The organism is Bacteroides mucinivorans (genome assembly GCF_034654355.2).
Classification (GTDB): domain Bacteria; phylum Bacteroidota; class Bacteroidia; order Bacteroidales; family Bacteroidaceae; genus Bacteroides; species Bacteroides nordii.
The window spans coordinates 2,847,301-2,869,738 of sequence record NZ_CP178179.1; the positions used below are offsets into that span (position 1 = coordinate 2,847,301).

The following is a 22,438-nucleotide window of genomic DNA, read 5'->3' on the forward strand; positions in this document are numbered from 1 at the left end:
CCGTGTCAGTTGATGATGAACTTGATACCGACCCCGAACTGCGTGTGGAACTTCCGTGTGTCGCCACCCCAAAGGCAACGCTCCCGCAGGTTGGCAAGCAGGGCGATACGGTCTGCCACGTAACACTCCACATCGAGCGTCAGCGCACCGCCGTAGATGAAGGCGTCCCGGTCGTGCAGCGTGGAGCCGTCATGCAGCACCTTCTTCCCCCAATTTACCGCCTCATATCCGGCGAGAGCCGAAGCCCCGGCATAGACGAAAACAATCTTTCGGGCGTCCGACAGTATCTTGAAGTAATAGCCGCCCTCCGCCGTGAACTGCGCCACGGGTATCTTGGTGTCCTTGTAGGGATTGTTCTTCAACAGGTATTCGCCACCGAACACCCACTTGTTCCCCTTCTTCGTGTAGGTGGAGAGAGCCGCCCCGAAGCTGTACCCGCCGTCCTTGCCGCCGAGATTGAAGCCGTCCGCCATGTCCGCCCTCACCTCGATGCCCTGCATCTTCGGCAGACACCGCTGGGCGTGCGCCTGCCCTGTAAAAAGGGCAAGCGACGCGATGATTATTGCGATGTACTTTCTCATGGTCAGCGTACTTGAAGTTCGTTGATGGTACCCGCGCGTACCAAATCCTCGTTCTCAATCACGAAGGACTGGTGACGGCCGCCGTTCTTCTCGTTCAATTCCACCACGAGGCACTTGTCATCGGGGATGGTGAACTTCGCCATCGTGAAGACCGTGCGCTCGCTCTTTTTGCCCGGCACGAGGGTGGCGTAGTTCTGCGCGCGGAGCGGCAGAATAATCTGCTCCTGCACGGCAGTACGCTTCGCAACCTTCTTGTCCACGATTTTCCAAGTGATGTAGTCCACATCGAAAGGCACGTTGCTCTGGTTCTTTATCTCCGTGTGGAAATAAAGCAAGCCGTTGTGCGTGTAGATGCCTTTCAACAGGTATTGGATGCCGAAACGCTTGCAGCCGATATGCTTCACCTCGCGCTTGTTCTGTTTGTGGATGGACTTCATGATAAGGCGCACCAGCATCGGGCTTTCGCTGCCCAGCTCTTTCAGATAGATTTCCTGCGCGTTGTTCGGGCGGTTCACCGTGCTGCCGTCATGGATGAAGTCGCACATCTCCACGTTGAGCAACAGCGGTTCGGCGGCGTACTTCACGTTGAAGGTGTAGAAACTGCCGTCCTCCGTGATGACGGACATATTCGTTTCGTTGGGAAAATTCCTTACGGTAGCCTTCACACGGATGATGTTCTCCGCTCCGTCGGCTTTCCCGGCAATCAGGTCGGGCGAGCCTAAATCGACATAGCGCACCTCCGCCGGAAAAATGACGTGGACGGTCTTGTCGTAGGTCACTTCCAGACCGTGCGGCGGTATCATGCGGTCGAAGGTCAGCTTGCGTGACAGCCCGTGATATAGGTCGCCGTCCGCCTCCTTCTGCGGATAGACCTCCTTCGTCAAGGTCGGTTGTTCACTTCCGTTGGTCGTTTCAACGGTTACATTCTCCTGCGCGTTGGCAGTTATGATGCCCATAGCGAGGGCAAACATGATGATTACTTTTCTCATTACTTTTGGATTTTAGTGGTAATTTTTATTGTTTTCAATATTTTTCTTGGTAAAGCATGACCCTGTACCCGGCTTTCAGATGCACCTTGACGGTTCGCATCTTTTTGGCGATGTACTGGCTCGTGCCTTGTATCAGCCCCTTGCCCAAGTCGGAGGCGAGCTGCGCCCCGGCATTGGTGGAGATGTTGATGCTGCTTCCCAGCGAGCCGCCCATGTTGGCGGCGACCTCCCGGACGGCGTTCATCTCCATCGAGTTCGGGATGAAGATGCCGGGCTGTCCGTCCGTGTCATAGACCGCAAGCTCCACGGGGATAATCGTGCCGTCGTATTCCAGCGAGGTAATCTCGATGTCGAGCCGCTCACCCTGTATCTTGCCCGTGCCGACCACCACCGCACCCCGGGGTATTGTCCTGCCTGCCACCGCCATAGGCTCCAGCAGGCGCAGCCTTACCGTCTGCCCGTCCGTCACGCTCTGCGCCCCATGCACGCACGCCGGTATGGTGTTCCTGTCCAATACCTCCGCCGTGCCGACAGCCGTGTTGAAACCCCGGTTGCGTTCCTGCGATAAGGCGGCGACAAACTCCGCGTTACTCATAGGCTGTGAGAGTGAAGAAACTACTTGATGCTCCACCTGTCTGATAGGCATTGCCTTGTTCTTCTTCCCTTTCTGCACGGTAGTTGGCTCTGCCCTCTGTTCCGCCGATGGCTGTCCTCCGTTCTGACCGCCCATGTACTTTGCCGCCAGCTCGTAGGACTTCTCCATAAGAGCCACCTGCTCGTCCATAGAGGAAGCCTTGCCCCTCTCGCTTTCCAGTTCCGACTCCAGCGATGCGATGCGCTCCAACAATTCGTCCATCTCCGCATTGTCGTTTTTCGGCTGGTCGTAGAAGTTTCCGAGCGTGGCGTTCAGGTCACGGTAGGCGGCTGCGGAGGACTGGATGGTCTGCGGCGTGGCTGGCTTTGCCCTTTCTTCCTTGCCGCCCGGATTGGCGAGGTCGAAGTCCACTCCGTTCTCCGTTCCCGCTATCTCGCGGTCGAACATGTCGCCCAGCTGCCCGATGGCACGGTTGCGGCTCTCCTGACGCTCTTCCATCTCCCCATGCTCGTAGGCTTTCAGCTTGTCGCCGATAATCTGCCGGTTCGCCTTGTCAGCGTCGGGCATCTCGGTGTTGTATCCGTCCGTTCCCGGCGGTTGCTCCTTGCCGGAGGACGGGGCGAATATCAGCCACATCGCCCCGATGAACACCAACACCATAGCGGGCAGCACGATCATCTTCTGCCGTTTCAGCCGTTGCGCCTCTGTCAGCGGTTCGCGCTCCTTTTTCGGTTTCCCCGTTTCGGGAGCAGCTTTGTTCTCTTTCGTCGGTTCATTCTTTGTCTGTTCCATATAAATAAGGTGTTAAGTGATTGCCTGTTTCCGCCGGGGTCGGCAGTTCCACCCGTCCGGCGTGTCCCGTTTCCATATGTGAGCCGTCGTTCCTGCCGATGTCATAGACGGCTCTGCCGAAGGTGTAAAGGGCAAGCACCGCGAAGGCGGCGAACATCCCCAGCACGATGCGGCGGCGTGTTTCCGGCGGCAAGCCGTCCAGATACCCTTTGAGACTTGCCGCCAAGCGTTTCCGTTTGTCGTGGAGTTTCCAATACATGCCCCACATTGATTTTCTGATACTTTTCATGTCCTGTTACCGTTTGATAGTCTGTAAATCCTTGTTCTCAATGATGGTGAAACCCTCGATGGTAAAACCGTTCGGGTTGTCATCCGACCGCGATGCGTTCAGCAGGCGGCAGGTGGTCACGAGGCTGCGCTCGGTGACGTTGCTCTGCCGGATGATTTTCTGTGTGGCGTAGGTCACGGCACGGTAGGGATAGGCGTTGAAGTCGCACACCACGCTGTCCACCTTCAGCACTTGGTTGATGTTCCCGGCGATGATGCGGTTGTAGTACCCCTTCTCCGCGAAGTCCGAATAATAGTGGTACACGCTCTTGTCCGCCAGCAGCAAGGCACGTTTCACGTTGTGTTCAATCGCGCTTTTTTCAGGTGATAGCGTGAAGAACATCTCGTGGAAACGGCGCACATGTTCCCGTGCCTCCGCCGGGCGGTTCTGCGACAAATCCTGAGACAAGGCGAGCATCAGGCTCTTGCCGTTGTCCAGCACATAGATTTTCTCCCGTTGCTTCTCTGCGAAACGGTAGGAGTTCCACACGCTCCACACCGTCACCACGGCGCACAGCGAGAGGAAGACGATACCGAACAGGCGTATCTGCCTGAACGACGATTCGATGTTTCTAAGTGATTTGAATTCCATTTATATTTTCCAATTTATGATTGCACATTGATTATTTCAGCAATTTGCCGACACGTCCGACTGCGTTTCCTGCGGCTGCACCCGCCACGCTGCCCGCCATGCTTCCGGCTCGTCCCGCCATCTGGTTCACGTTGCGACCGTAACCGCCCATGCCTCCGGCTTGGATAATCCAGCCCGCAACGGTGGGAATGGTAAAGTAGCCGATGATGCCGATGCAGAGGAATACGATATACACCCCGTCGCTCGAATCCAGCGAGAAGTTCGGGTCTGCCTGCATCCGCTCGATGTCGTTTTGCAGCATCAGAACCTGTATCTTCGCCAGTATGGTGCTGAACATGTCCGATACCGGTAGCCACAGATAGACCTGTATATAGCGGCATATCCACTGCGTGAGCGTGTTTTGGAAACCGTCCCATACCGACAGGGCGAAGGCTATCGGACCGAGAATCGCCAGCACCACGAGAAAGAAGGTGCGGACGGTGTCTATCACGAGGGCGGCGGCTTGGAACAGCAGTTCGAGTATCTCGCGGAAGAAGTCGCGGATGCTCTTCTTCATGTTGTACATTCCCCGGTCGATATACATTCCCGCCATCGTCACCATGTCGGAGGGCGACCAGCCGAGTTCCTCCAGTTGCTTGTCAAATTCCTCGTTGGACACGAGGTAGGCGGTTTCGGGGTTGCGTACCATCGCCTCGTATTCCAGTTTGTCCTTCTGCTCCCGGTATCGGTTCATGTCCAGCGTTTCCGCCTCCAGCATCTTTGCCGTGCCCTGTACGACGGGTGAGAGGATGCTGTTTATCGTGCCCAGCACCACAGTCGGGAAGAACATGATGCACAGACCGATGGCAAAAGGACGGAGCATCGGGAATACGTCTATCGGTTCAGCTCTCGCCAGCGACTGCCATACCCGGTAGGCGACGTAGAACAGCGCACCCAGCCCGGCGATGCCTTTCGCCACACCAGCCATGTCCCCACACAGCGGCATCATCTGCTCATAAAGTGAACGTAAAATCTGATGAAGGTTGTCGAACTTCATAGGCTACCAGTATCTTTCGTTCATGTTCCCGTACAGCCCCATGATGCGGTCGAGGTCGTTCTTCTTTTTCGCACGCAGGTAACTCACGGAGATGTTCTTGTTCGTGTAGTAGCTCACGAGGTTGCGGTAACGCTTCATCTTCGAGTGGCAGCGTTCCACCACGTCCATGCGCTCCTTGTCGGTCATGGAGAGCGTGGTGATGTTCACCACGTTCCTGAGTTCCGTCAACACTTCGTTGCTTTCCTCCAGCAGTTTCGTGTAGCCGAAAGCGATTGCGGAAAGCTCTTCGGGTCTGAAATTCCCGTCACGGAGCATCCGTTGGAAACTGTTCACATAGATGTCTGTGATGTCGCCCACCATCAGGATGGTCTGCTGCACCTTGCGGGCGTCCTTGACCAGATTGTTCACCGATTTGAGGGCATCGTAATACTTCTTGCCCTGCTGATAGATTTTCACCGTCTCCTGAAAGTTGCTCACCATGTTCGTGGCGGTCTTGGAGGTATGGATGATGTTTTTGGAGGCATTGATGATGCCCTGCGCTAGATTGCCCGGATCGCTTACGACCCACTGTGCGCTTGCCCTGCCCGCGAAAAGCAGGCACAGGCAGATAATCATTGTTATTCTTGTTCTCATGTTACTTTGGATTTTAGTGGTTGTTATTCTTCGGTCGGATGTCCCGGCTGCGGCTTCACCCGCACATAGTCCCCGTTTGGCGAGAAAGTCAGCACATCCGTGGCCTCGTTGTAGGACACGTCGATGCGGAAGCCGGTGTTCATGAACAGGTTGCCGTTCTCCTCCTGCAAGAGATAGGTTTCCGGCTTGAGCTTGCGGCGCAGACCGCTACGACGGAACACCGTCACTTTGTAGGCTTCGCCCTCCTTGTAGATAAGCACGTCAGGTTTTCCCTCCACGCTCTCCCAGTTCCCGCACAGCATGTCGCGGCGGTTGTCGGCCACGTCGCAGGATTGCAGCATCATGACCGCCAATCCGATAAGGCACTTGCTGACTTGCAGCATTTTCACTTTTGGTAAATTCATACGCGTTTTTCTTTTTTGGTTGATACATTCTGTTTTTTAGTTATTCCTTGTTTCTCCGCCTTTCGGCAAGCTGCCGGATGGCGGCTTCGATGTCGTCGCCCAGCTTCTCCGCCAGACGGTAAACCTCCACTTTTTCCGTTTCCTCGGTGGTGTACGCCAGATACTCTTCCGCGCTGACCTCCGTGGCATAGACCGCCGACTGCGTGCCGCCCAAGCCTATCCACACCTCCTTGTAGAGCCGTGAAGGGTTGTTCGCCATGTTGATGGAGAGTATCTGCGACTTCTCCTTTTCCGTCAGTCCGAGCAACGCCTGTATCTGGTCGAACTTGTTCATATATTTCCTTTGGTCAAGCAGGATTTTACAATCCGAGTTGTTGATAATGCTCTCTTTGACCACCGGAGAACTGATAATGTCGTCCACCTCCTGCGTCACCACGATTGCCTCGCCGTAATATTTTCTGACCGTCTTATACATATAGCGCAGATATTCAGCCATGTTCGCCGATGAGAGGGCCTTCCAAGCCTCTTCCACGATAAGCTGTTTCCGCACGCCTTTCAGCCGCCGCATCTTGTTGATGAAGGCTTCCATGATGATGATGGTCACGACGGGGAACAGTTCGCGGTTTTCTTTAATCGAATCTATCTCGAAGACGATGAACCGCTTGCCGAGCAGGTCGATGTTCTCCGTGGAGTTGAGCAGGAAATCGTAACGCCCGCCCCGGTAATACTGCCGCATGGTGGTGAGCATGTTGTCGATGTTGAAGTCGGACTTCTCCACCTTGATGTCACGCTGTGCCAGTTCCTTGCGGTAGTCGTCACGCATATACTCGTAGAAGGTGTTGAACGACGGCACGATGCTACGGTCGGATTGGATGCGCTCAATATAGGCACTCACGGCACTGCCCAGCTCGCCGCTCTCCGTCTTTGTCACCTTGTCGTCCTCCGACTTCCAGAGCGTCAGCAACAGGGTCTTGATGCTGTCCTTCTTCTCCACGTCGAAGATGTAATCGTCGGTGTAGAACGGGTTGAAGCTGATGGGCTTATCTTCCGTGTAGGTGAAATACACACCGTCCGCTCCGCCTGTCTTGCGTCGGATCATGCCGCACAAGCCCTGATAGGAGTTTCCCGTGTCCACCAATACCACATGTGCGCCTTGCTCATAATATTGGCGCACGAGGTGGTTCATGAAGAAAGACTTGCCGCTGCCCGAAGGACCCAGCACGAACTTGTTGCGGTTGGTCGTGATACCTCGCTTCATGGGCAGGTCGGAGATGTCAAGGTGCAGCGGTTTTCCCGTGAGCCTGTCCACCATCTTGATGCCGAAGGGCGAGAGCGAGCTGCGGTAGTTGGTTTCCTCTGTGAACAGGCACACCGCCTGTTCGATGAAGGTGTGGAAACTCTCTTCCGCCGGGAAGTCCGCCGCATTGCCGGGTATCGCCGCCCAGTAGAGTGTCGGGCAGTCGATGGTGTTGTGGCGCGGCACGCATTCCATGCTTGCCAACTGGCTGCCCACGTCGTTCTTGATATGCTTCAGTTCCTCCGCATCGTCGCTCCACGCCATGACGTTGAAGTGTGCCCGTACCGAGGTCAGTCCGTAGGAATGGGCTTCGTTCAGGTATTGGTCTATCCACTCGCGGTTGATGCTGTTGCTCCTTGAATAGCGAGATAGCGACTGCATGTTACGGGCGGACTTCTCGAACTTCTGCAAGGTTTCCTCACTGTTGTCTATCAGCACATACTGGTTGTAGATATGGTTGCAGGAGAGCAGAAGCCCCACCGGGGAGGCGAATGACAGTCGGCAGTCACTCCGGTCGGTGGAGAGCTTCTCGTAACGGGTGTCGGTAGCCACCTTGCCCGGCAGGTCTTCCGCGTCGGAGAGGGTGTGCAGACACAGGCGGTTGTCGCCGATGCGCATCTCCCTTGCCGAAAGCTCGATGTCCTGCAAGGTGGTGTCACCTTCCGGCATGAGCGAGAAGTAGCGTTCAATAAGTCCCGTCTTTCCCTCAGTACCCACAATCTCATCGGTGGAGAGGCGGCGCAGCCTGACAAGCCCGCTGTCGTTCATGATGCGCTCGAACTGTTCGCAGGCTTCCAAGAACTTGGTCGTGGTTTCCCTGTCCAGCTCCTTCGGGATGATATGTCCCCGGCACAGCGTGCTGAAATTGCTCTGCATCCGGTTACGCTCCTTTGTTGTCTTGGTCAGGTAGAGGTAGCAGGTGTGTTTCAGGTACGGACGCTCGTTGAAGTGACGCTCGAAAGAGCGGCTTAAAAAGCTCATGTCGTCCTTCTGAAGCTCCGGTTTGTAGCGTTCCTTGATGAACCAGTCCTGTTTGTGGACGACGGAGTAGTCCGGCAGCACCTTGATAGCCTTGCACCAGCAACTGTGTATCGCCTCGTACTCCGCACCCGTCACGGTGTAAAGTTCCGGTAGTTCCACCTCGAAAGCCACCGTGATGTCGGCGTCCTTTGAGATGATGCAGCCATGCTCCACCGCTAAAAGTGGGAACCTGTTTTCCAGTGTTGTCATTTTCGATGTATTCCTCATTGTCTTTCTTCCTTTCGTTGTCGTTTGAACAGACGGGTTATCCGCCGCCGGTTGATAAGGTATCGGGGATGGCTCCGTGCCGCTCCTAATTTCATCAGCCCGTGTTCACCGTACCGGGCGTTCAGCGCGAAGGTCTGCCATACAAGGAGGGAGGACGATGCCGCGCCGAAGCCGATACATATCCACTGGTCGATACCGACCATGTAGAGGATGACGAACAGGACGAAGAGAGCCAGCAGACCTCCGCAGAAGATGAAGAGGTACTGTGCCTTCAAGCCCTTGAACTCTACCGGACGGCCGATACCCTTGTTGATTGGGTATTCAGCCATACATTATTTATTAAAGGAAGAATGAGCGCAGGATGGTGGCGGCAACAATCAGGAAGATGCACGCGCCGAACCACGAGGCGGCTGTCTTGCTGGTGTCGGGGTCGCCCGATGAAAACTTGCCGTACACTTTTACGCCCCCGATAAGCCCGACGACTGCACCGATGGCGTATATCAGTTTAGTTCCGGGGTCGAAATAAGAACTCACCATAGAGGTGGCTTCGTTGATGCCCGCGATGCCGTTTCCCTGCGCGAAAGCGGAGGCGGTTGCGGCGATGACAAGTGCCGCGGAGAGGATTGCTTTTCTGTTTTTCAAGATGTTCTTGTTCATAAACTGTTCTTGTTTTTTGCCGTCAAAAGGGTGGATGGTCCTTTGTCGGGCGGTTGATACTTTGTTTCTTTACTTTGGTTTTAGTGGATGCCCGTTTGTTTCCACGGACGTGGGCGTGTCCGTTGCGGATGGGGATGCGCCTTGCGTTTCCTCGCCGCGTGGGTTGATGTCATTCTTTCATGTTCATTTCTTTTATTGTTGTCATACATAGTTGCGAATGTCGAACTCCTCGATGTTGTCCGGCACGACGAACTCCTTTTCAGATTTCTTCAGCCGAATCTCGATAAGCCCCTTGATGCGGATGCCTATCTCCGAAGAGCCTTCCATCATTTTCTCGTACAACTCCGTGCCCTCCATGTCGGTGAACACCTTAGCCGCCTTTTCACGTTCCGCCTGTGTCGCGTCCGGGTTTTTGGCGGTCTTGCAGGCGTCGTCAATCTCGTCAAAGCTGCTGCCCGAAGCCCGTGGCGTGTCCGAGGCGTCCTCTTCCGGTTCGTCGTCCCCGTATCCCAGTTCCTCCGGCGGTATGCTCGTGAAGGTCTCATCGAGTTTTTCCTCCGGGACTTGTGCCGGGCGGGATGCGTTTCCCGTTTTTCCGTCGTCAAAAGTAGCCTCTTCCTCCGACAGCTCAATGCCTTTTTCAATAGTGGCGGCTTCTTGCGTCGGTATGGCAGCGGTTGTCCGGGTGGATGCCATCCTGAAACGGCTCTTGCCGATGATGTCCGCCTTTTCCGCAGGGACTTCCTCGTGTGCCGCTATGCGTTTAGCCTCATTCCCGTCCAGTGACCGCCATAATCCGACAATGCCCTTGAAGAAGCGGACAATCCGCGTGTCCATGATGCGCTCGTAAAGGAGCAGGAACAGGAACCAGAGGTTGCAGCCGACCGATACCGCCAGCAGAATGTCTGTCATGCTGATTGTGTAATTCATATCCTTCCGTTTTTGGTTAGAATACTGAATTGTAATTTCGGGCATAAAGGCTCTTTATCGCATCTTCGCACTGGTTGAAGTGGTGCGTCAGCACATGGTCGATGTAAGCGGACAGCGTAAGCCGGTCATGCCCGATTACACGGGTGATACGCATGATACGCTCGTGGTACTCCGGGCGCACATACGCCATCTTCCCCTCACGTGCCTTTACTTCCGGGTCGCGGATGAACAGGCGTTCATAGTCCTTCTCACTGCATTTGCCGCTTACCGGGACAGGCGACAGTATTTCCACACTCGCCTGCACTTGGGTAAACATACCTCCGCAGTCTTGCTGTGGTCTTTTTTCATTCGGTGTCATTTCTTTTTCCATTTTCAAATCAGATCTTCACGTTGTTTCTTGTACAGTTCGTTGATTCTCTCTTTGTGCTGTTCCAGATGCTGGCGCAGCACGGTATCCACATATCCGCCTACTGAGATTTCCCCTCCGGCGATGTCGTTCACGATTCTGAGGATCTTGCCGTGGACGTCACGGCTGATATAGACACATTGGCGGGTCTTTATCTCGTTGCGGCGCAGGAATAGCTCGTTGTAGTCCTCGTCCTGCCTTTTCCGGCGTCCACTTTCCCTCTGCGCTTTTTCCCGTGTTACGGGTTGCACAGGAGATGGTTCCGGTGCGGCGGTGTCCTCTTCGGTCGGTGCAGCTGCGGGTACTTCCTGTGCGGGGCGCAGTGTCCCGTCCTGTGTGCGCCGCCCGATGGAGGCTAACAGCAGTTCCTCGTCGATGCCTTCCGTGTTCACTTTCCTGCTGCCCATGCTCACTGCGGTCTGATGATGTCGCTTATCTCTTCGGAAAACTCCCGGATGCCACTCCCTTTCAGCAGTGCCGTGTCCATCGGGAAGATGGTGGAGCGGAAAACGCTCTTGCGCTCTTCCGAAAGGTCACGGCGGAACTTCTTGCTGTCGGGCAAGCGGGTGGAAAGTACCGGAAAGCCCATTTCGGCTATCACTTCCTCGTAGATGCCGTACAAGTCGTTCCTCTCCCTGCCGTCCACCATCGTCCAGAACAGATGCAGCCCCTTTGTTTTCGCCTGTCCGGTAGTCATCAGCCTGTCGCGGAACATCGTGACGAATTTCAGGGTACTCTCCACGACAAAGCGGTCGGCACTCAGCGGAGTGAAAATGTAGTCCATCTGCGAGAGCGTCTTTATCACGCCGTTGCTTCGGAGTGTGCCGGGCATGTCGAAGAACACCACGTCGGGTTTCACGTCCTCAGTGGCAATCATCCTCTCGGCATCGTCGAGGGCGTTCACCGCATTGCTTTTGACGATGGTGTAGGCGTTCTTTTTGATCCGGCGGAAATGGTCGCAAGCGAGAGCCTTGAAGTAGGTGCTGCTGTCGATAAGCCCCATTTCGTGTTCGCGCAGCCCGTGGATGCTGTGCTGCGGGTCGTCGCAGTCCACGACGGCGACATTGTAGCCTTTCACGTTGTGCAGGTAGCTGGCGGCAAGTGCCGTGACAGTGGATTTGCCGATGCCACCTTTCTGTGTTGCGAATGCAACGAAGATTTCCTTACTCATAGTTCCATTTATTTTAATTGTTGATGATTTGTTTTTCTGTTTCCATACGGATTTGGCTGTCGCACCATCCGCTTCCGTGACTACACACGCAGGCGGGTCGTCGCGTATCCGGTTCTGTGGTGAAGCGGTGCGTCGGACAAATGGTGATTGACGACATTGCGTCATGAAGTCATTGAATCCATACGTCACCGAATTGTCGGAGAACCGGGTTTCCGACGGTTCGGGTATCCGTTTCGGCAAGTATCCGAAGAAGCGGATTTCCGGGTATTTGAATGTTCCGTTTATCATATCTTCAAATCGTTCGTTTCTTGAATCATGCTGCAAATAAACAAGTATATTTTGGAACCTGTATCACTTCTCCGGCAAGTGGCGGCACGTTGCGCCGGTTGGCAGTCATTGACCGGGTCAAGCATCTGTCCGATACCGCTTTAAGGGCGTAACTTTGCACCCGGACAGCAGGGTTCGCCGATGACGCGCGGCCCGGAGTCCTGAAAGGTATTTTCCCAATCCGTCCCCTGACGGATTTTTATGTTCACCTGAACATAGCAAGATGTCTTTTCAGCCGCTCAAAATATTTTGAGCAGCCACGAAAAGCACTTGCCCTTGCAGGGGGCGGGCTTTCCCTCCGAAGTCGGGAAGCCTTTCAGAACTGCGGTGCTGTAATCCGAAGCGGCGGCTTATGCCGTCAATCCGCTAAATCCAAAGTAATATGAAAGAGAAAAGGAAAAGCAAATCAGGGAGAAATCCCAAACTTGATCCGGCGGTGTACCGGTACACCGTCCGTTTCAACGAGGAGGAACACAACCGTTTCCTCGCCATGTTCGGAAAATCGGGTGTCTATGCACGGTCTGTTTTCCTCAAAGCGCACTTCTTCGGGCAACCGTTCAAGGTGCTGAAGGTGGACAAGACGTTGGTGGACTATTACACCAAACTGTCGGATTTTCATGCACAATTCCGTGCCGTGGGTACGAATTACAACCAAGTCGTGAAGGAACTGAGGCTGCATTTTTCAGAGAAAAAGGCGATGGCGTTGCTCTACAAATTAGAGCAACACACCGTCGAACTCGTGAAACTGAGCCGCCGGATTGTGGAACTTTCAAGGGAAATGGAGGCAAAATGGTCGCAAAAATCAGTGTAGGAAGTTCGTTGTACGGCGCGATTGCCTACAACGGGGAGAAGATTAACGAGGCGCAGGGGCGGCTTCTCACCACCAACCGCATCTACAATGACGGTTCGGGAACGGTGGACATAGGCAAGGCGATGGAGGGTTTTCTCACCTTCCTGCCACCGCAGATGAAGATCGAGAAGCCGGTGGTGCATATCTCTCTCAACCCGCACCCGGAGGATGTGCTGACCGATATTGAGTTGCAGAATATCGCCCGCGAGTATCTGGAAAAACTCGGTTTCGGAAACCAGCCTTATCTTGTATTCAAGCACGAGGACATCGACCGCCACCACCTGCACATCGTGACGGTCAACGTGGACGAGAACGGGAAAAGGCTCAACCGGGATTTTCTCTACCGCCGCAGCGACCGTATCCGCAGGGAACTGGAACAGAAGTACGGATTGCATCCGGCAGAACGTAAAAATCAGAGATTGGATAATCCGTTGCGCAAGGTGGCCGCATCGGCAGGTGATGTGAAGAAGCAGGTAGGCAACACCGTGAAGGCTCTGAATGGGCAGTACCGTTTCCAGACGATGGGCGAATACCGTGCGCTCCTTTCCTTATATAATATGACGGTGGAGGAAGCGAGGGGCAACGTGCGCGGACGGGAGTATCACGGGCTGGTCTATTCCGTCACGGACGACAAGGGTAACAAGGTGGGCAACCCGTTCAAATCCTCGCTTTTCGGGAAGTCCGCAGGCTATGAAGCCGTACAGAAGAAGTTTGTCCGTTCCAAATCGGAAATCAAGGATAGGAAACTGGCAGACATGACGAAACGCACCGTCCTTTCCGTGCTGCAAGGCACTTATGACAAGGACAAATTTGTATCCCAACTCAAAGAGAAGGGCATCGACACCGTACTGCGCTACACAGAGGAAGGGCGCATCTATGGGGCTACCTTCATCGACCACCGCACGGGATGCGTGCTGAACGGTTCGCGCATGGGTAAGGAGCTTTCGGCGAATGCCTTGCAGGAACACTTCACCCTGCCATACGCCGGACAACCGCCGATACCGCTATCCATCCCTGTGGATGCTGCGGACAAGGCACACGGGCAGACCGCCTACGACAGTGAAGATATATCGGGCGGTATGGGCTTGCTCACTCCCGAAGGTCCGGCGGTAGATGCCGAGGAAGAGGCTTTCATCCGGGCGATGAAGCGCAAAAAGAAGAAAAAACGCAAGGGCTTGGGTATGTAATCAGAGTATCAACAATTAAAAAATCAATGTATGTCACAACAAGAAGACGATTTGAGGGCATTGGCGAAAATCATGGATTTTCTGCGTGCCGTGAGTATCATTTTAGTGGTCATGAACGTGTACTGGTTCTGCTACGAAGCCATCCGGCTGTGGGGCGTGAACATCGGCGTGGTGGACAAAATCCTTCTGAACTTCGACCGCACGGCGGGGCTGTTCCATTCCATTCTCTACACGAAGCTGTTTTCCGTCCTTTTGCTTGCCTTGTCCTGTCTGGGTACGAAGGGTGTCAAGGGTGAGAAAATCACTTGGGGGAGAATCTGGACAGCATTTGCCGTCGGGTTCGTGCTGTTTTTCCTGAACTGGTGGTTGCTGCCCCTGCCGCTGCCGCTTGAAGCGGTGACGGGACTGTATGTCCTTACCATTGGAACGGGCTATGTCTGCCTGTTGATGGGTGGTCTGTGGATGAGCCGCCTGTTGAAACACAATTTGATGGAGGATGTTTTCAACAACGAGAACGAGAGTTTCATGCAGGAAACGAGGCTTATCGAAAGCGAGTATTCGGTCAATCTGCCGACACGTTTCTATTACAGGAAACGCTGGAACAACGGTTGGATCAATGTAGTTAATCCCTTCCGTGCGTCCATCGTGTTGGGTACGCCGGGCAGCGGCAAGTCCTATGCCGTGGTAAACAATTTTATCAAGCAACAGATTGAAAAGGGCTTTAGTCAATACATCTACGATTTCAAGTATCCCGACCTATCTACTATTGCCTACAACCATTTGCTGAACCACCCGGACGGCTACAAGGTAAAGCCGAAGTTCTATGTGATCAACTTCGACGACCCGCGACGCTCTCATCGGTGCAATCCCATTCACCCGGATTTTATGGAAGATATTACGGATGCCTATGAGAGTGCCTACACAATAATGCTCAACCTCAATAAAACGTGGGTGCAAAAGCAGGGCGACTTCTTCGTGGAGTCACCTATCATTCTGTTTGCCAGTATTATCTGGTATCTCAAAATCTATCAGAACGGGAAGTTTTGCACGTTTCCCCATGCTATCGAGTTTCTGAACCGCCGTTACGAGGATATATTTCCGATACTGACCTCTTATCCGGAGCTGGAGAACTACCTTTCGCCGTTCATGGATGCGTGGCTTGGAGGGGCTGCGGAGCAGCTCATGGGTCAGATAGCGTCGGCAAAAATCCCGCTTTCGAGGATGATTTCACCGCAGCTCTACTGGGTGATGTCAGACAGCGAGTTTACGCTGGACATCAACAATCCCGAAGAGCCGAAAATCCTCTGCGTGGGTAACAATCCCGACCGTCAGAATATCTACGGTGCGGCACTCGGTCTGTATAATTCCCGTATCGTGAAGCTCATCAACAAGAAGGGGATGCTGAAGTCATCGGTCATCATCGACGAGTTGCCCACAATATACTTCAAAGGGTTGGACAATCTTATAGCTACCGCCCGAAGCAACAAGGTTGCCGTGTGTCTGGGCTTTCAGGATTTCAGCCAGTTAGTGCGTGACTACGGGGACAAAGAGGCGAAAGTGGTGATGAACACTGTCGGCAATATTTTCTCCGGTCAGGTGGTGGGGGAAACAGCCAAGACGCTCTCCGAGCGGTTCGGTAAGGTGTTGCAGAAACGGCAGTCCATCTCCATCAACCGGCAGGATGTTTCCACCTCCATCAACACGCAGATGGACGCGCTCATTCCACCGAGTAAGATTTCCGGGCTTACGCAGGGAATGTTTGTCGGTTCTGTATCCGACAACTTCAACGAGCGTATCGAGCAGAAGATTTTTCATTGCGAGATTGTGGTGGATGCCGAAAAGGTGAAACGGGAAGAAAGTGCCTACAAGAAAATTCCCGTCATTACAAACTTCACGGACGAGGACGGCAACGACCGCATGAAGGAAACGGTGCAGGCGAACTACCGGCGCATCAAGGAAGAGGTGAAGCAGATTGTGCAGGAGGAACTGGAGCGTATCAAAAACGATCCGGTGCTGTGTAAACTGCTACCAGATAATGAGACTGTCTAACAAGTCCCCAAAATTGAAAATTATCCCTATCGAAGTTTGAAGTGACCCCCAAAAGTTGGATACAATTTTTTTGGGGGGCACTTCAGTTCTGACGGGTAAAATCGTAAAATTCGGACTTGTTAGACAAATACTTACGCGGTTTCAACCTCAGGTACTGAATCTATCGAATTGACAAATTTAACCAATTGCGGATCTGAATCTTTTTGTATGAGGTTTCGGAGACTCTTTTTCAATTCATAAGCATCATCCCCTGCTGTATTTATTAAATCCATATAAAAATCTTTGTTTTGCAGAATCAATGAACGGCATGCCCCATCGGAAATTACAGGTTTCACTATTTTATCAATAACGTCTCCAGCTTGACTTTTCAAATTACCATGCGATCTAAGCCATGTTTCGAAAAATTGAAACTTTATTGCATTGATAGTCTTTTTACCGATGCAGAAATCATTTCTTATATCGGTAACTGTCGATTTAATTTTTCGTTTATCCAATCTTTCAACTATATTCTTGAAACAATTAGGGAAAGGATTCAAACTTTGAGTTCCAGAAGCAATATCCATCAGAATCTTTTTGCCAAATTCAGTCAAGTTATCTGGCAAGGATTTGATTTTAGCCAGTAAATGTTTTATTGCGACAAACCAATAATATGATGTATGTGCTGTTCTTTGGGCGTATAATGTATCAACACTTATTTCAGACAACGCTTCGAACGCTATTTTATTGATATGATCGGTCAGGACATTGCTTATTTTAGTGGTCAAATCGTAAAAAGATGCGTCAGGAATTACATCTTTAATATTGTTCTTAGTGATATACTTATCCAAATCGGTATTCCACTCTGCTAAATGCTCGATAAATACCTCATCCGTTACACCTATTCTGTTCTTAATATCTTCAAATTGGGGCAATATGTCTGAGAGCAATAATTTATAGCCAAGTTTATGATTTACCATGTATTGTAGTGTTTCATTTAATAGCGGTATATTCCATCCCACACTATTTACTAATAAGTCTCCATGATCCACATAATAGTCCATGAGTTCTGCAACATATTTTATATCTCCACCCTCTATTAAGGAAACGGAATGACCATGTGCCAATTGCATGGCGACTAAATCGTAATATCCAGACTCTTTAATGTTTCGGCCATCAGTTTCTAATTCAGAATGCAACTGATTTATGTAGGTTGAATCTAACGTTACAGGTAAAGGTCTTTCTTCGTCAGATGCCAATAAACGATAGGTTGTAAATATAGCCCCTATATTATCTTTATTTACATTCTGTTCATCAATGCAATTCGTGATCGCTTGCAAAAGCGTTGGAAACGTATAGGTAGAATTATCTTTTAACGTTTTTACAATATCTGCATGGTCGAAATTATCGGGTAGTAAGTTTGCCAAATAATTATCGAGCGCCTCCGAATTTGTTGCTACTTGATAATATTTATATGCTTTAGTTGTCGCGTTATCCCGATAGGCAGCATCTGTTGCATTTGCAGCTTGAATATAATCGATAAATGTATTTGGCTTGACTGTTTTTGCTTCAATCAATGACGTAAAATCGCACGCCAACTTATTTTGCGCAATAAACCTGTCTATTGCATCTAACGTTTTGAAATAGTCGCCGCCATTGAAGTCATTGAACCGAACTATCTTCTTATATAATTGAGCAATCACATGGTTTTGGCTTTCCGTGTCTAAATGCAACAGCAGTTCTTGGTATTCGACAGGGAACACCTGCTTCTCTATGGATTCTTTTAATTTCAATTGTGCTATTCTTTGCCATACACGCAGAATAACATCGCTCTTTCGAGTTAATTTATGCAAACAATGTATAATCTTATCGATAAGCGCATTGTCCATACATTGTATAACTTCTTCTAATACAGTGTCAAATTGTTTATTAGTCTCTGCATATTGATTTATGTCGTGGTCTTCTTCTCCGTTGATGCAGCCTTCAATATATTTTTTCAATGGAATTTGTCGAGCATCTTCAACATCGACACCATATACCAAAGCTGCAATTTCGCGTTGTGTTTGCAGATCATTGTTAATTATTGTTTGAATGCCATTCAGATAGTCGCCGGACAATATTTGTTCTACTGGATTTGCCAGAATATCCGTCTTCTTCAAACAGAACAATGCTATGTTTATCATCAAAATTTCGTTACACCACTCTTGTTTAAGAGCGACCATCTCATTGATATATGATATAATTTCCCTAACATTGGCATTAGGATTTACCAATCTGAATATCCGATTTATAGTTTCTTTCGCTTCATTTTCTGTTTCTCCAAATGCTTCAACAAACAGTTTGTTGAATATACTTCGATAGTCGGTAATAACAGGAGGAGCAACACGATAAACAATAGGGAAAGTTTTATTGATAAAATACTTGGTCAGTTGTTTCGTTTGTTCGTCGGTCTCATCTCCGAATGCACAAGCTAAATGTGTTTCATCGAAAGGAATAACAGCCCAAACATTTTCAAAACCGCTATCGGCGAAGAACGTATGGATAGAAGACCATAATTCTTTTACTTTTTCAGCGGGGAGACGATCCATGTTGTCAAAAACAAGGACTAATTTACGTTGTCCTTTTTCCTTGATAAAATCAGAAATGTCTTGCATCCATGTTTTGAACTCGTAAACCGTTGGTTCGTCTTCGCTCAAAGTCTCATAGCAAACGTCCTTTTCGACTTTATCTTGATAAATAGCTAACATATAACTCCATCCATATTTATGATCTTTGCTATATGCCCATTTCCAAACGCACAATGCAATAAGAACTGGCAGTGCAGCTATGATAATAGACAATAAAGAAAACCACCATGTTGTGGGTGTAGGTTTTACTGCATACGCAATAAATGTAAATATCGGAGTTAAAACTGCAACCAAAAATGCCGCAACCATACCATTACTGATAAGGGGATATTTTTCGGTTACGGTCTCCGTTTTACGGGCTAATAAATATTTCAGCTTTTCAGACCATGATACGGTTTTCGTACCTCCACCTTTGACTTTTATTGTTGCATTTCCAGATAGGATACCATCATCAATAAGTTTGCTTGTAAGCAATTCCAATATAGAGCGGCGTTGCAAGTCCTCTTGATGTCCCCATGCGTCATACTCAAAAAAGTAATAGTCGTCTGATAATTCACGTTCCAACATTTTAACCACGTTGGATTTTCCAGATCCCCAAATACCTTCGATGCCGATAATTCGAGGTAAAGTACATTCCTCATCCAATGAATCATTCTGACAAAAATGGCGAGCAATAGTTTTTGCCAACCTTTCTTGCGAACCTCCATCGAATTTGTCAATACCACACGGTTTATTTTGGATAAACCGCGGATATTGCTGTTTGGATTGTAGTTTTGTTTCCATATACGTAATTTATTGATTATACGAACTCCAAATAATTCTCCCGATTTACCACATGAAACTCGGCATAGGGATAGGCTTCTTGGAAGGCTTTCGGTGCGGCCGGCATTTTATTTCCCCACTTGAACTCCAAGGCGGTAAGACTGTCGGCACTCTCCTCAATCAGGTCGATTTCCTGTTTGTCGTAGGTGCGCCAGAAATAGAACTCCCTGTGCAGTCCCTCATTGAAGTTCGCTTTGCGCCGCTCTCCGATGATGTAGTTCTCCCACAGCGCACCGACATCCTGCCGAATGGCCAGCGGTGAGAAAGCCCCGATAATGGCATTGCGAATGCCGTTGTCGTAGAAGTACCACTTGCCAGCTTTTGTAACCTCCTTGCGTAGGTTACGCGAATAAGCCCCCAGACGATAGATAACGAAGACCTTTTCCAATAGGTCGAGGTATTTTTCAACGGTCGTCTTGCTCATGCCGAGTTGTTTACCTAACTCTTCGTAAGAAACTTCGCTGCCCAACTGAAAAGCTATCAATCGCAGTAGATCGCGCATCTTGCTCGAATTTTTTAAGCCGTCAATTGCTAAGATATCTTTAAGCAGGTATGCACCGACAATATCACGTAGGTAGTCTGTTTTACGTTCATAGTTCTCCATCATTACTACTTCGGGATAGGAACCGTAAATCAAGCGCGCTTCGAGGTTCTGGCGGGTTTCAAGTGCCGTTTCCGTCTGTGCGATTTCCCGTTGCGAGAATGGTGTAAGGAGAAATTGCGTACTGCGGCCGACCAACGGTTCACCAGTCTTATTCAGCAAATCGAATGACGAAGAACCACTTGCCAAGACACTTATTCCCGGTATTTCATCAACTATCAACTTCAGAATACTACCGATTTGTGGTATGTTCTGTGCCTCATCAATAGCCAGCAAATCAATACCATCCAATAAATGCCGATAATTGGCTATTGAGCGATTCTCCAATAGTGCTAATGTGTCGTAGTCTTCGCCGTTGAGCATCATCGTCCTACCTGAATAGTTGTCCACAATTTTACGCATCATTACCGTTTTACCAACACGGCGAGCACCAAAAATCAGTACTGCTTTATTGGGCGCGATTCGTGCTGTAATCTTCTCTTGAAGTATTCTATTTACTGTTTCCATACCTTATAAAATATAATGCAAAGATAATCATATTTTTTTAATTGGCGAATTTTACAAAAAAAACGGGCTATTAAATGGCGATTTTTACAACCACAATCTTATGGAAGTTGTTTCATTGTTTTTAGTAATGATATATGTTCATACTATGATGACTCAATAATTTACCAGACATACGTTTCTGAAATTTGTCCTTATAGGAATGAAAAACTCACATATATTGTGCTAATTAATATATAATTAAATGAAAATAAAAAGACAGGATACGAGTATTCCTGTCTTCTCATATGTAATGGATATTTTTTTATTTTCTCATCCGCTCCAACTCCTCATCACGCAACATTCTCTCGTTCAGTTTTTCCTGCATCCTGTCAATGAAATAGGTGCGGCTTTCGTTCTTCCGGCGTTTGATATCAGTGTAGAAGCGGTAGCAGTCTTTAGAATCAACCCCGAATATCTTATAGAGAAGTGGGGCGAGCTGTTTGAGCGGCATATTGCCGTTGTTGATGCAGCCCATCACGTCTATGCCGTAGATAAGTTCCACGAGGTCGATGGCATTGCCCGTCCATTGAAGAAGGCTGGCGGTGGTTTCTGTTGCGTTGTTGGCGGATATTAGTGGTGGCACTTGGGGCGTGGCAAGGAATTTCTGCATCTTTCTTACGAAAGACAGAGCCTTGCTGACGTAGGCGGCAATCTCTCTTTTTTCTTCTGACAGATTACGTACGGGATGGTGCTGCAACTCGATTTCGATGTAGGCAAGCGCGATGACGGTAAGGTTCATGTCCATGCCGCCGTTGCACAGTTCGATCACTTGGGTGGCGAAAGCCGTGTATGCCGTTTCCATATTGCAGTCGCCGGCTTCGTTTATCAGGCGGAAAAAGTCGGTTTCCGCCAGCAAGAAATAATTCATGGTTCTGTCAATTTTGAAAATTACACTTTGTTTTCTGCGTGCGCACATGAATATAATTGGCAAAAAACGCGGCAGAAAATAAAAAATCCAACACTCAATTTTACAAAGTGCTGGATTTCAGAGGTATAAAATTCAGTATTTTTTCACAAGGACAAATTATCTCCGACTTAAATTGTTTGTAATCGGAACATTTATTCTATTCCTGAAAATAGAAATGTATGCTTGCCGCACATTTTGGCTATCTTGCTTTTTTATCAAGGATATAGATAATGCGACATACACCGTTGGGATAGCTTTTCAAAGAGGAAAGCGTCCAGTGTTGCTCTGGCAGAGCCGACTTAAAAAAATGTCGTCCGCTTCCGGATATGAAAGGAACGGTGTATAGTATGATTTCATCCACAGCGTGCATCCGCAGCAGTCCGTTTATATAGTCTGCCGTGTCCGGTGTGGCTTCCGCGAGGTAACGGATGTTTGTGCAGTCTTTTCTCCATTCGTGCAGCATTGAAATGGAATAGTCCGGTGTCACACGGTAAAAGGCTTTCTTCCTGATTTCATCAAGACCGCAACGGTCAAGGCACAAATCCTGATGTGCTTTATCATATAACTCTGAAGAAAGACATCCGTCCATCGTCAGTACGGCGAGAATCTGAACTTTACCCATAATCGTTTCCTTTCGTTAGGCAAGGGTAAAAAAGTAGCGTGCAATTCACACTACCTTCAAGCGATGGCTCTGGTAAAGCCTTTACGGAGAGTACGTGAATGCACGCTATGCGTAAGCATAGCATAAGCATCACGCAATCGTCTCCGTAGTTCCAATTTACCAGATTTTCGCTTGAAACGCCTTGCGGTCTTATCCTATATGTTGGCGGCGAAAAGCTCCTGCCAATCGCCGTTTTTCTCAAATGTTATGCAAAGATAGCCAAATTC

Annotated in this window: 23 protein-coding genes; 4 read left to right on the forward strand and 19 right to left on the reverse strand. The window is 50.0% G+C overall.

Annotated features, from left to right (window positions below; all coding sequences use genetic code 11):
* Window positions 1–5 precede the first annotated feature (5 nt).
* The 15 genes from VCM39_RS10625 to VCM39_RS10695 all read right to left on the reverse strand — a co-directional run bounded on the left by VCM39_RS10625 (window position 6) and on the right by VCM39_RS10695 (window position 11,823).
* Complete coding sequence (locus VCM39_RS10625) at window positions 6–581, reverse strand: conjugal transfer protein TraO (RefSeq protein ID WP_004291523.1); 576 nt, start codon at window positions 579–581, stop codon at window positions 6–8.
* A gap of 2 nt (window positions 582–583) precedes the next feature.
* Complete coding sequence (traN, locus tag VCM39_RS10630; RefSeq protein ID WP_004291522.1) at window positions 584–1,570, reverse strand: conjugative transposon protein TraN; 987 nt, start codon at window positions 1,568–1,570, stop codon at window positions 584–586.
* Between the two features lie 34 nt (window positions 1,571–1,604).
* On the reverse strand, window positions 1,605–2,957 hold the full coding sequence (gene traM / locus VCM39_RS10635) for a conjugative transposon protein TraM (RefSeq protein ID WP_004291521.1): 1,353 nt from the start codon (window positions 2,955–2,957) through the stop codon (window positions 1,605–1,607).
* On the reverse strand, window positions 2,938–3,246 hold the full coding sequence (locus VCM39_RS10640) for a TraL conjugative transposon family protein (RefSeq protein ID WP_004291520.1): 309 nt from the start codon (window positions 3,244–3,246) through the stop codon (window positions 2,938–2,940). Before VCM39_RS10640 ends, traM begins: the two co-directional genes overlap by 20 nt.
* A 6-nt stretch (window positions 3,247–3,252) precedes the next feature.
* Window positions 3,253–3,876 (reverse strand): conjugative transposon protein TraK, encoded by a 624-nt coding sequence (traK, locus tag VCM39_RS10645; RefSeq protein WP_004291519.1) that lies wholly within the window; start codon window positions 3,874–3,876, stop codon window positions 3,253–3,255.
* 31 nt (window positions 3,877–3,907) lie between these two features.
* On the reverse strand, window positions 3,908–4,912 hold the full coding sequence (traJ, locus tag VCM39_RS10650) for a conjugative transposon protein TraJ (protein ID WP_004291518.1): 1,005 nt from the start codon (window positions 4,910–4,912) through the stop codon (window positions 3,908–3,910).
* A gap of 3 nt (window positions 4,913–4,915) precedes the next feature.
* On the reverse strand, window positions 4,916–5,545 hold the full coding sequence (locus tag VCM39_RS10655; RefSeq protein WP_004304283.1) for a DUF4141 domain-containing protein: 630 nt from the start codon (window positions 5,543–5,545) through the stop codon (window positions 4,916–4,918).
* Window positions 5,546–5,568: 23 nt separating this feature from the next.
* Window positions 5,569–5,949 carry a DUF3876 domain-containing protein gene (locus VCM39_RS10660; RefSeq protein WP_004291516.1) on the reverse strand — a complete coding sequence of 127 codons (381 nt, stop codon included), beginning with the start codon at window positions 5,947–5,949 and terminating at the stop codon, window positions 5,569–5,571.
* A gap of 40 nt (window positions 5,950–5,989) precedes the next feature.
* Entirely contained in the window at window positions 5,990–8,494 is a 2,505-nt protein-coding gene (locus VCM39_RS10665; protein ID WP_004291515.1) for a TraG family conjugative transposon ATPase, read from the reverse strand.
* Window positions 8,491–8,823, reverse strand: a complete 333-nt coding sequence (locus VCM39_RS10670) for a DUF4133 domain-containing protein (protein ID WP_004291514.1) — start codon at window positions 8,821–8,823, stop codon at window positions 8,491–8,493. The genes VCM39_RS10665 and VCM39_RS10670 overlap by 4 nt, the downstream gene beginning before the upstream one ends.
* Before the next feature lie 10 nt (window positions 8,824–8,833).
* Window positions 8,834–9,151, reverse strand: a complete 318-nt coding sequence (locus VCM39_RS10675; protein WP_002560983.1) for a DUF4134 domain-containing protein — start codon at window positions 9,149–9,151, stop codon at window positions 8,834–8,836.
* 201 nt (window positions 9,152–9,352) lie between these two features.
* Window positions 9,353–10,081, reverse strand: coding sequence for a hypothetical protein (locus tag VCM39_RS10680; RefSeq protein ID WP_004304280.1), 729 nt, complete (start codon window positions 10,079–10,081; stop codon window positions 9,353–9,355).
* 16 nt (window positions 10,082–10,097) lie between these two features.
* On the reverse strand, window positions 10,098–10,451 hold the full coding sequence (locus VCM39_RS10685) for a DUF3408 domain-containing protein (RefSeq protein WP_004291505.1): 354 nt from the start codon (window positions 10,449–10,451) through the stop codon (window positions 10,098–10,100).
* Window positions 10,452–10,453: 2 nt separating this feature from the next.
* Window positions 10,454–10,894 (reverse strand): DUF3408 domain-containing protein, encoded by a 441-nt coding sequence (locus tag VCM39_RS10690; RefSeq protein ID WP_004291503.1) that lies wholly within the window; start codon window positions 10,892–10,894, stop codon window positions 10,454–10,456.
* A 2-nt stretch (window positions 10,895–10,896) separates the two neighbouring features.
* Complete coding sequence (locus VCM39_RS10695) at window positions 10,897–11,823, reverse strand: ParA family protein (protein ID WP_005783105.1); 927 nt, start codon at window positions 11,821–11,823, stop codon at window positions 10,897–10,899.
* Between VCM39_RS10695 and VCM39_RS10700 the strand changes: the two genes are divergently transcribed.
* From VCM39_RS10700 to mobC, 4 genes are all read left to right on the forward strand, one after another.
* Window positions 11,822–11,986, forward strand: a complete 165-nt coding sequence (locus VCM39_RS10700) for a hypothetical protein (protein WP_196029218.1) — start codon at window positions 11,822–11,824, stop codon at window positions 11,984–11,986. The two genes, VCM39_RS10695 and VCM39_RS10700, sit on opposite strands and share 2 nt — an antisense overlap.
* 381 nt (window positions 11,987–12,367) lie before the next feature.
* Window positions 12,368–12,796 carry a conjugal transfer protein MobA gene (gene mobA / locus VCM39_RS10705; protein ID WP_004291488.1) on the forward strand — a complete coding sequence of 143 codons (429 nt, stop codon included), beginning with the start codon at window positions 12,368–12,370 and terminating at the stop codon, window positions 12,794–12,796.
* Window positions 12,775–14,022, forward strand: coding sequence for a conjugal transfer protein MobB (gene mobB / locus VCM39_RS10710; protein WP_004291483.1), 1,248 nt, complete (start codon window positions 12,775–12,777; stop codon window positions 14,020–14,022). Before mobA ends, mobB begins: the two co-directional genes overlap by 22 nt.
* Window positions 14,023–14,052: 30 nt before the next feature.
* On the forward strand, window positions 14,053–16,071 hold the full coding sequence (gene mobC / locus VCM39_RS10715; RefSeq protein ID WP_004291482.1) for a conjugal transfer protein MobC: 2,019 nt from the start codon (window positions 14,053–14,055) through the stop codon (window positions 16,069–16,071).
* Window positions 16,072–16,202: 131 nt separating this feature from the next.
* Here mobC and VCM39_RS10720 read toward each other — a convergent pair whose 3' ends face one another.
* The 4 genes from VCM39_RS10720 to VCM39_RS10735 form a co-directional block, all read right to left on the reverse strand.
* A complete protein-coding gene (locus VCM39_RS10720; protein ID WP_004291481.1) occupies window positions 16,203–19,457 on the reverse strand; it encodes a P-loop NTPase fold protein in 3,255 nt (1,084 codons plus the stop codon).
* 16 nt (window positions 19,458–19,473) lie between these two features.
* Window positions 19,474–20,604 carry an ATP-binding protein gene (locus tag VCM39_RS10725; RefSeq protein WP_004291480.1) on the reverse strand — a complete coding sequence of 377 codons (1,131 nt, stop codon included), beginning with the start codon at window positions 20,602–20,604 and terminating at the stop codon, window positions 19,474–19,476.
* Between the two features lie 301 nt (window positions 20,605–20,905).
* Window positions 20,906–21,511 (reverse strand): RteC domain-containing protein, encoded by a 606-nt coding sequence (locus VCM39_RS10730; protein WP_004304269.1) that lies wholly within the window; start codon window positions 21,509–21,511, stop codon window positions 20,906–20,908.
* Window positions 21,512–21,749: 238 nt separating this feature from the next.
* Window positions 21,750–22,172 (reverse strand): dihydrofolate reductase family protein, encoded by a 423-nt coding sequence (locus tag VCM39_RS10735; protein ID WP_004291474.1) that lies wholly within the window; start codon window positions 22,170–22,172, stop codon window positions 21,750–21,752.
* Window positions 22,173–22,438 lie beyond the last annotated feature (266 nt).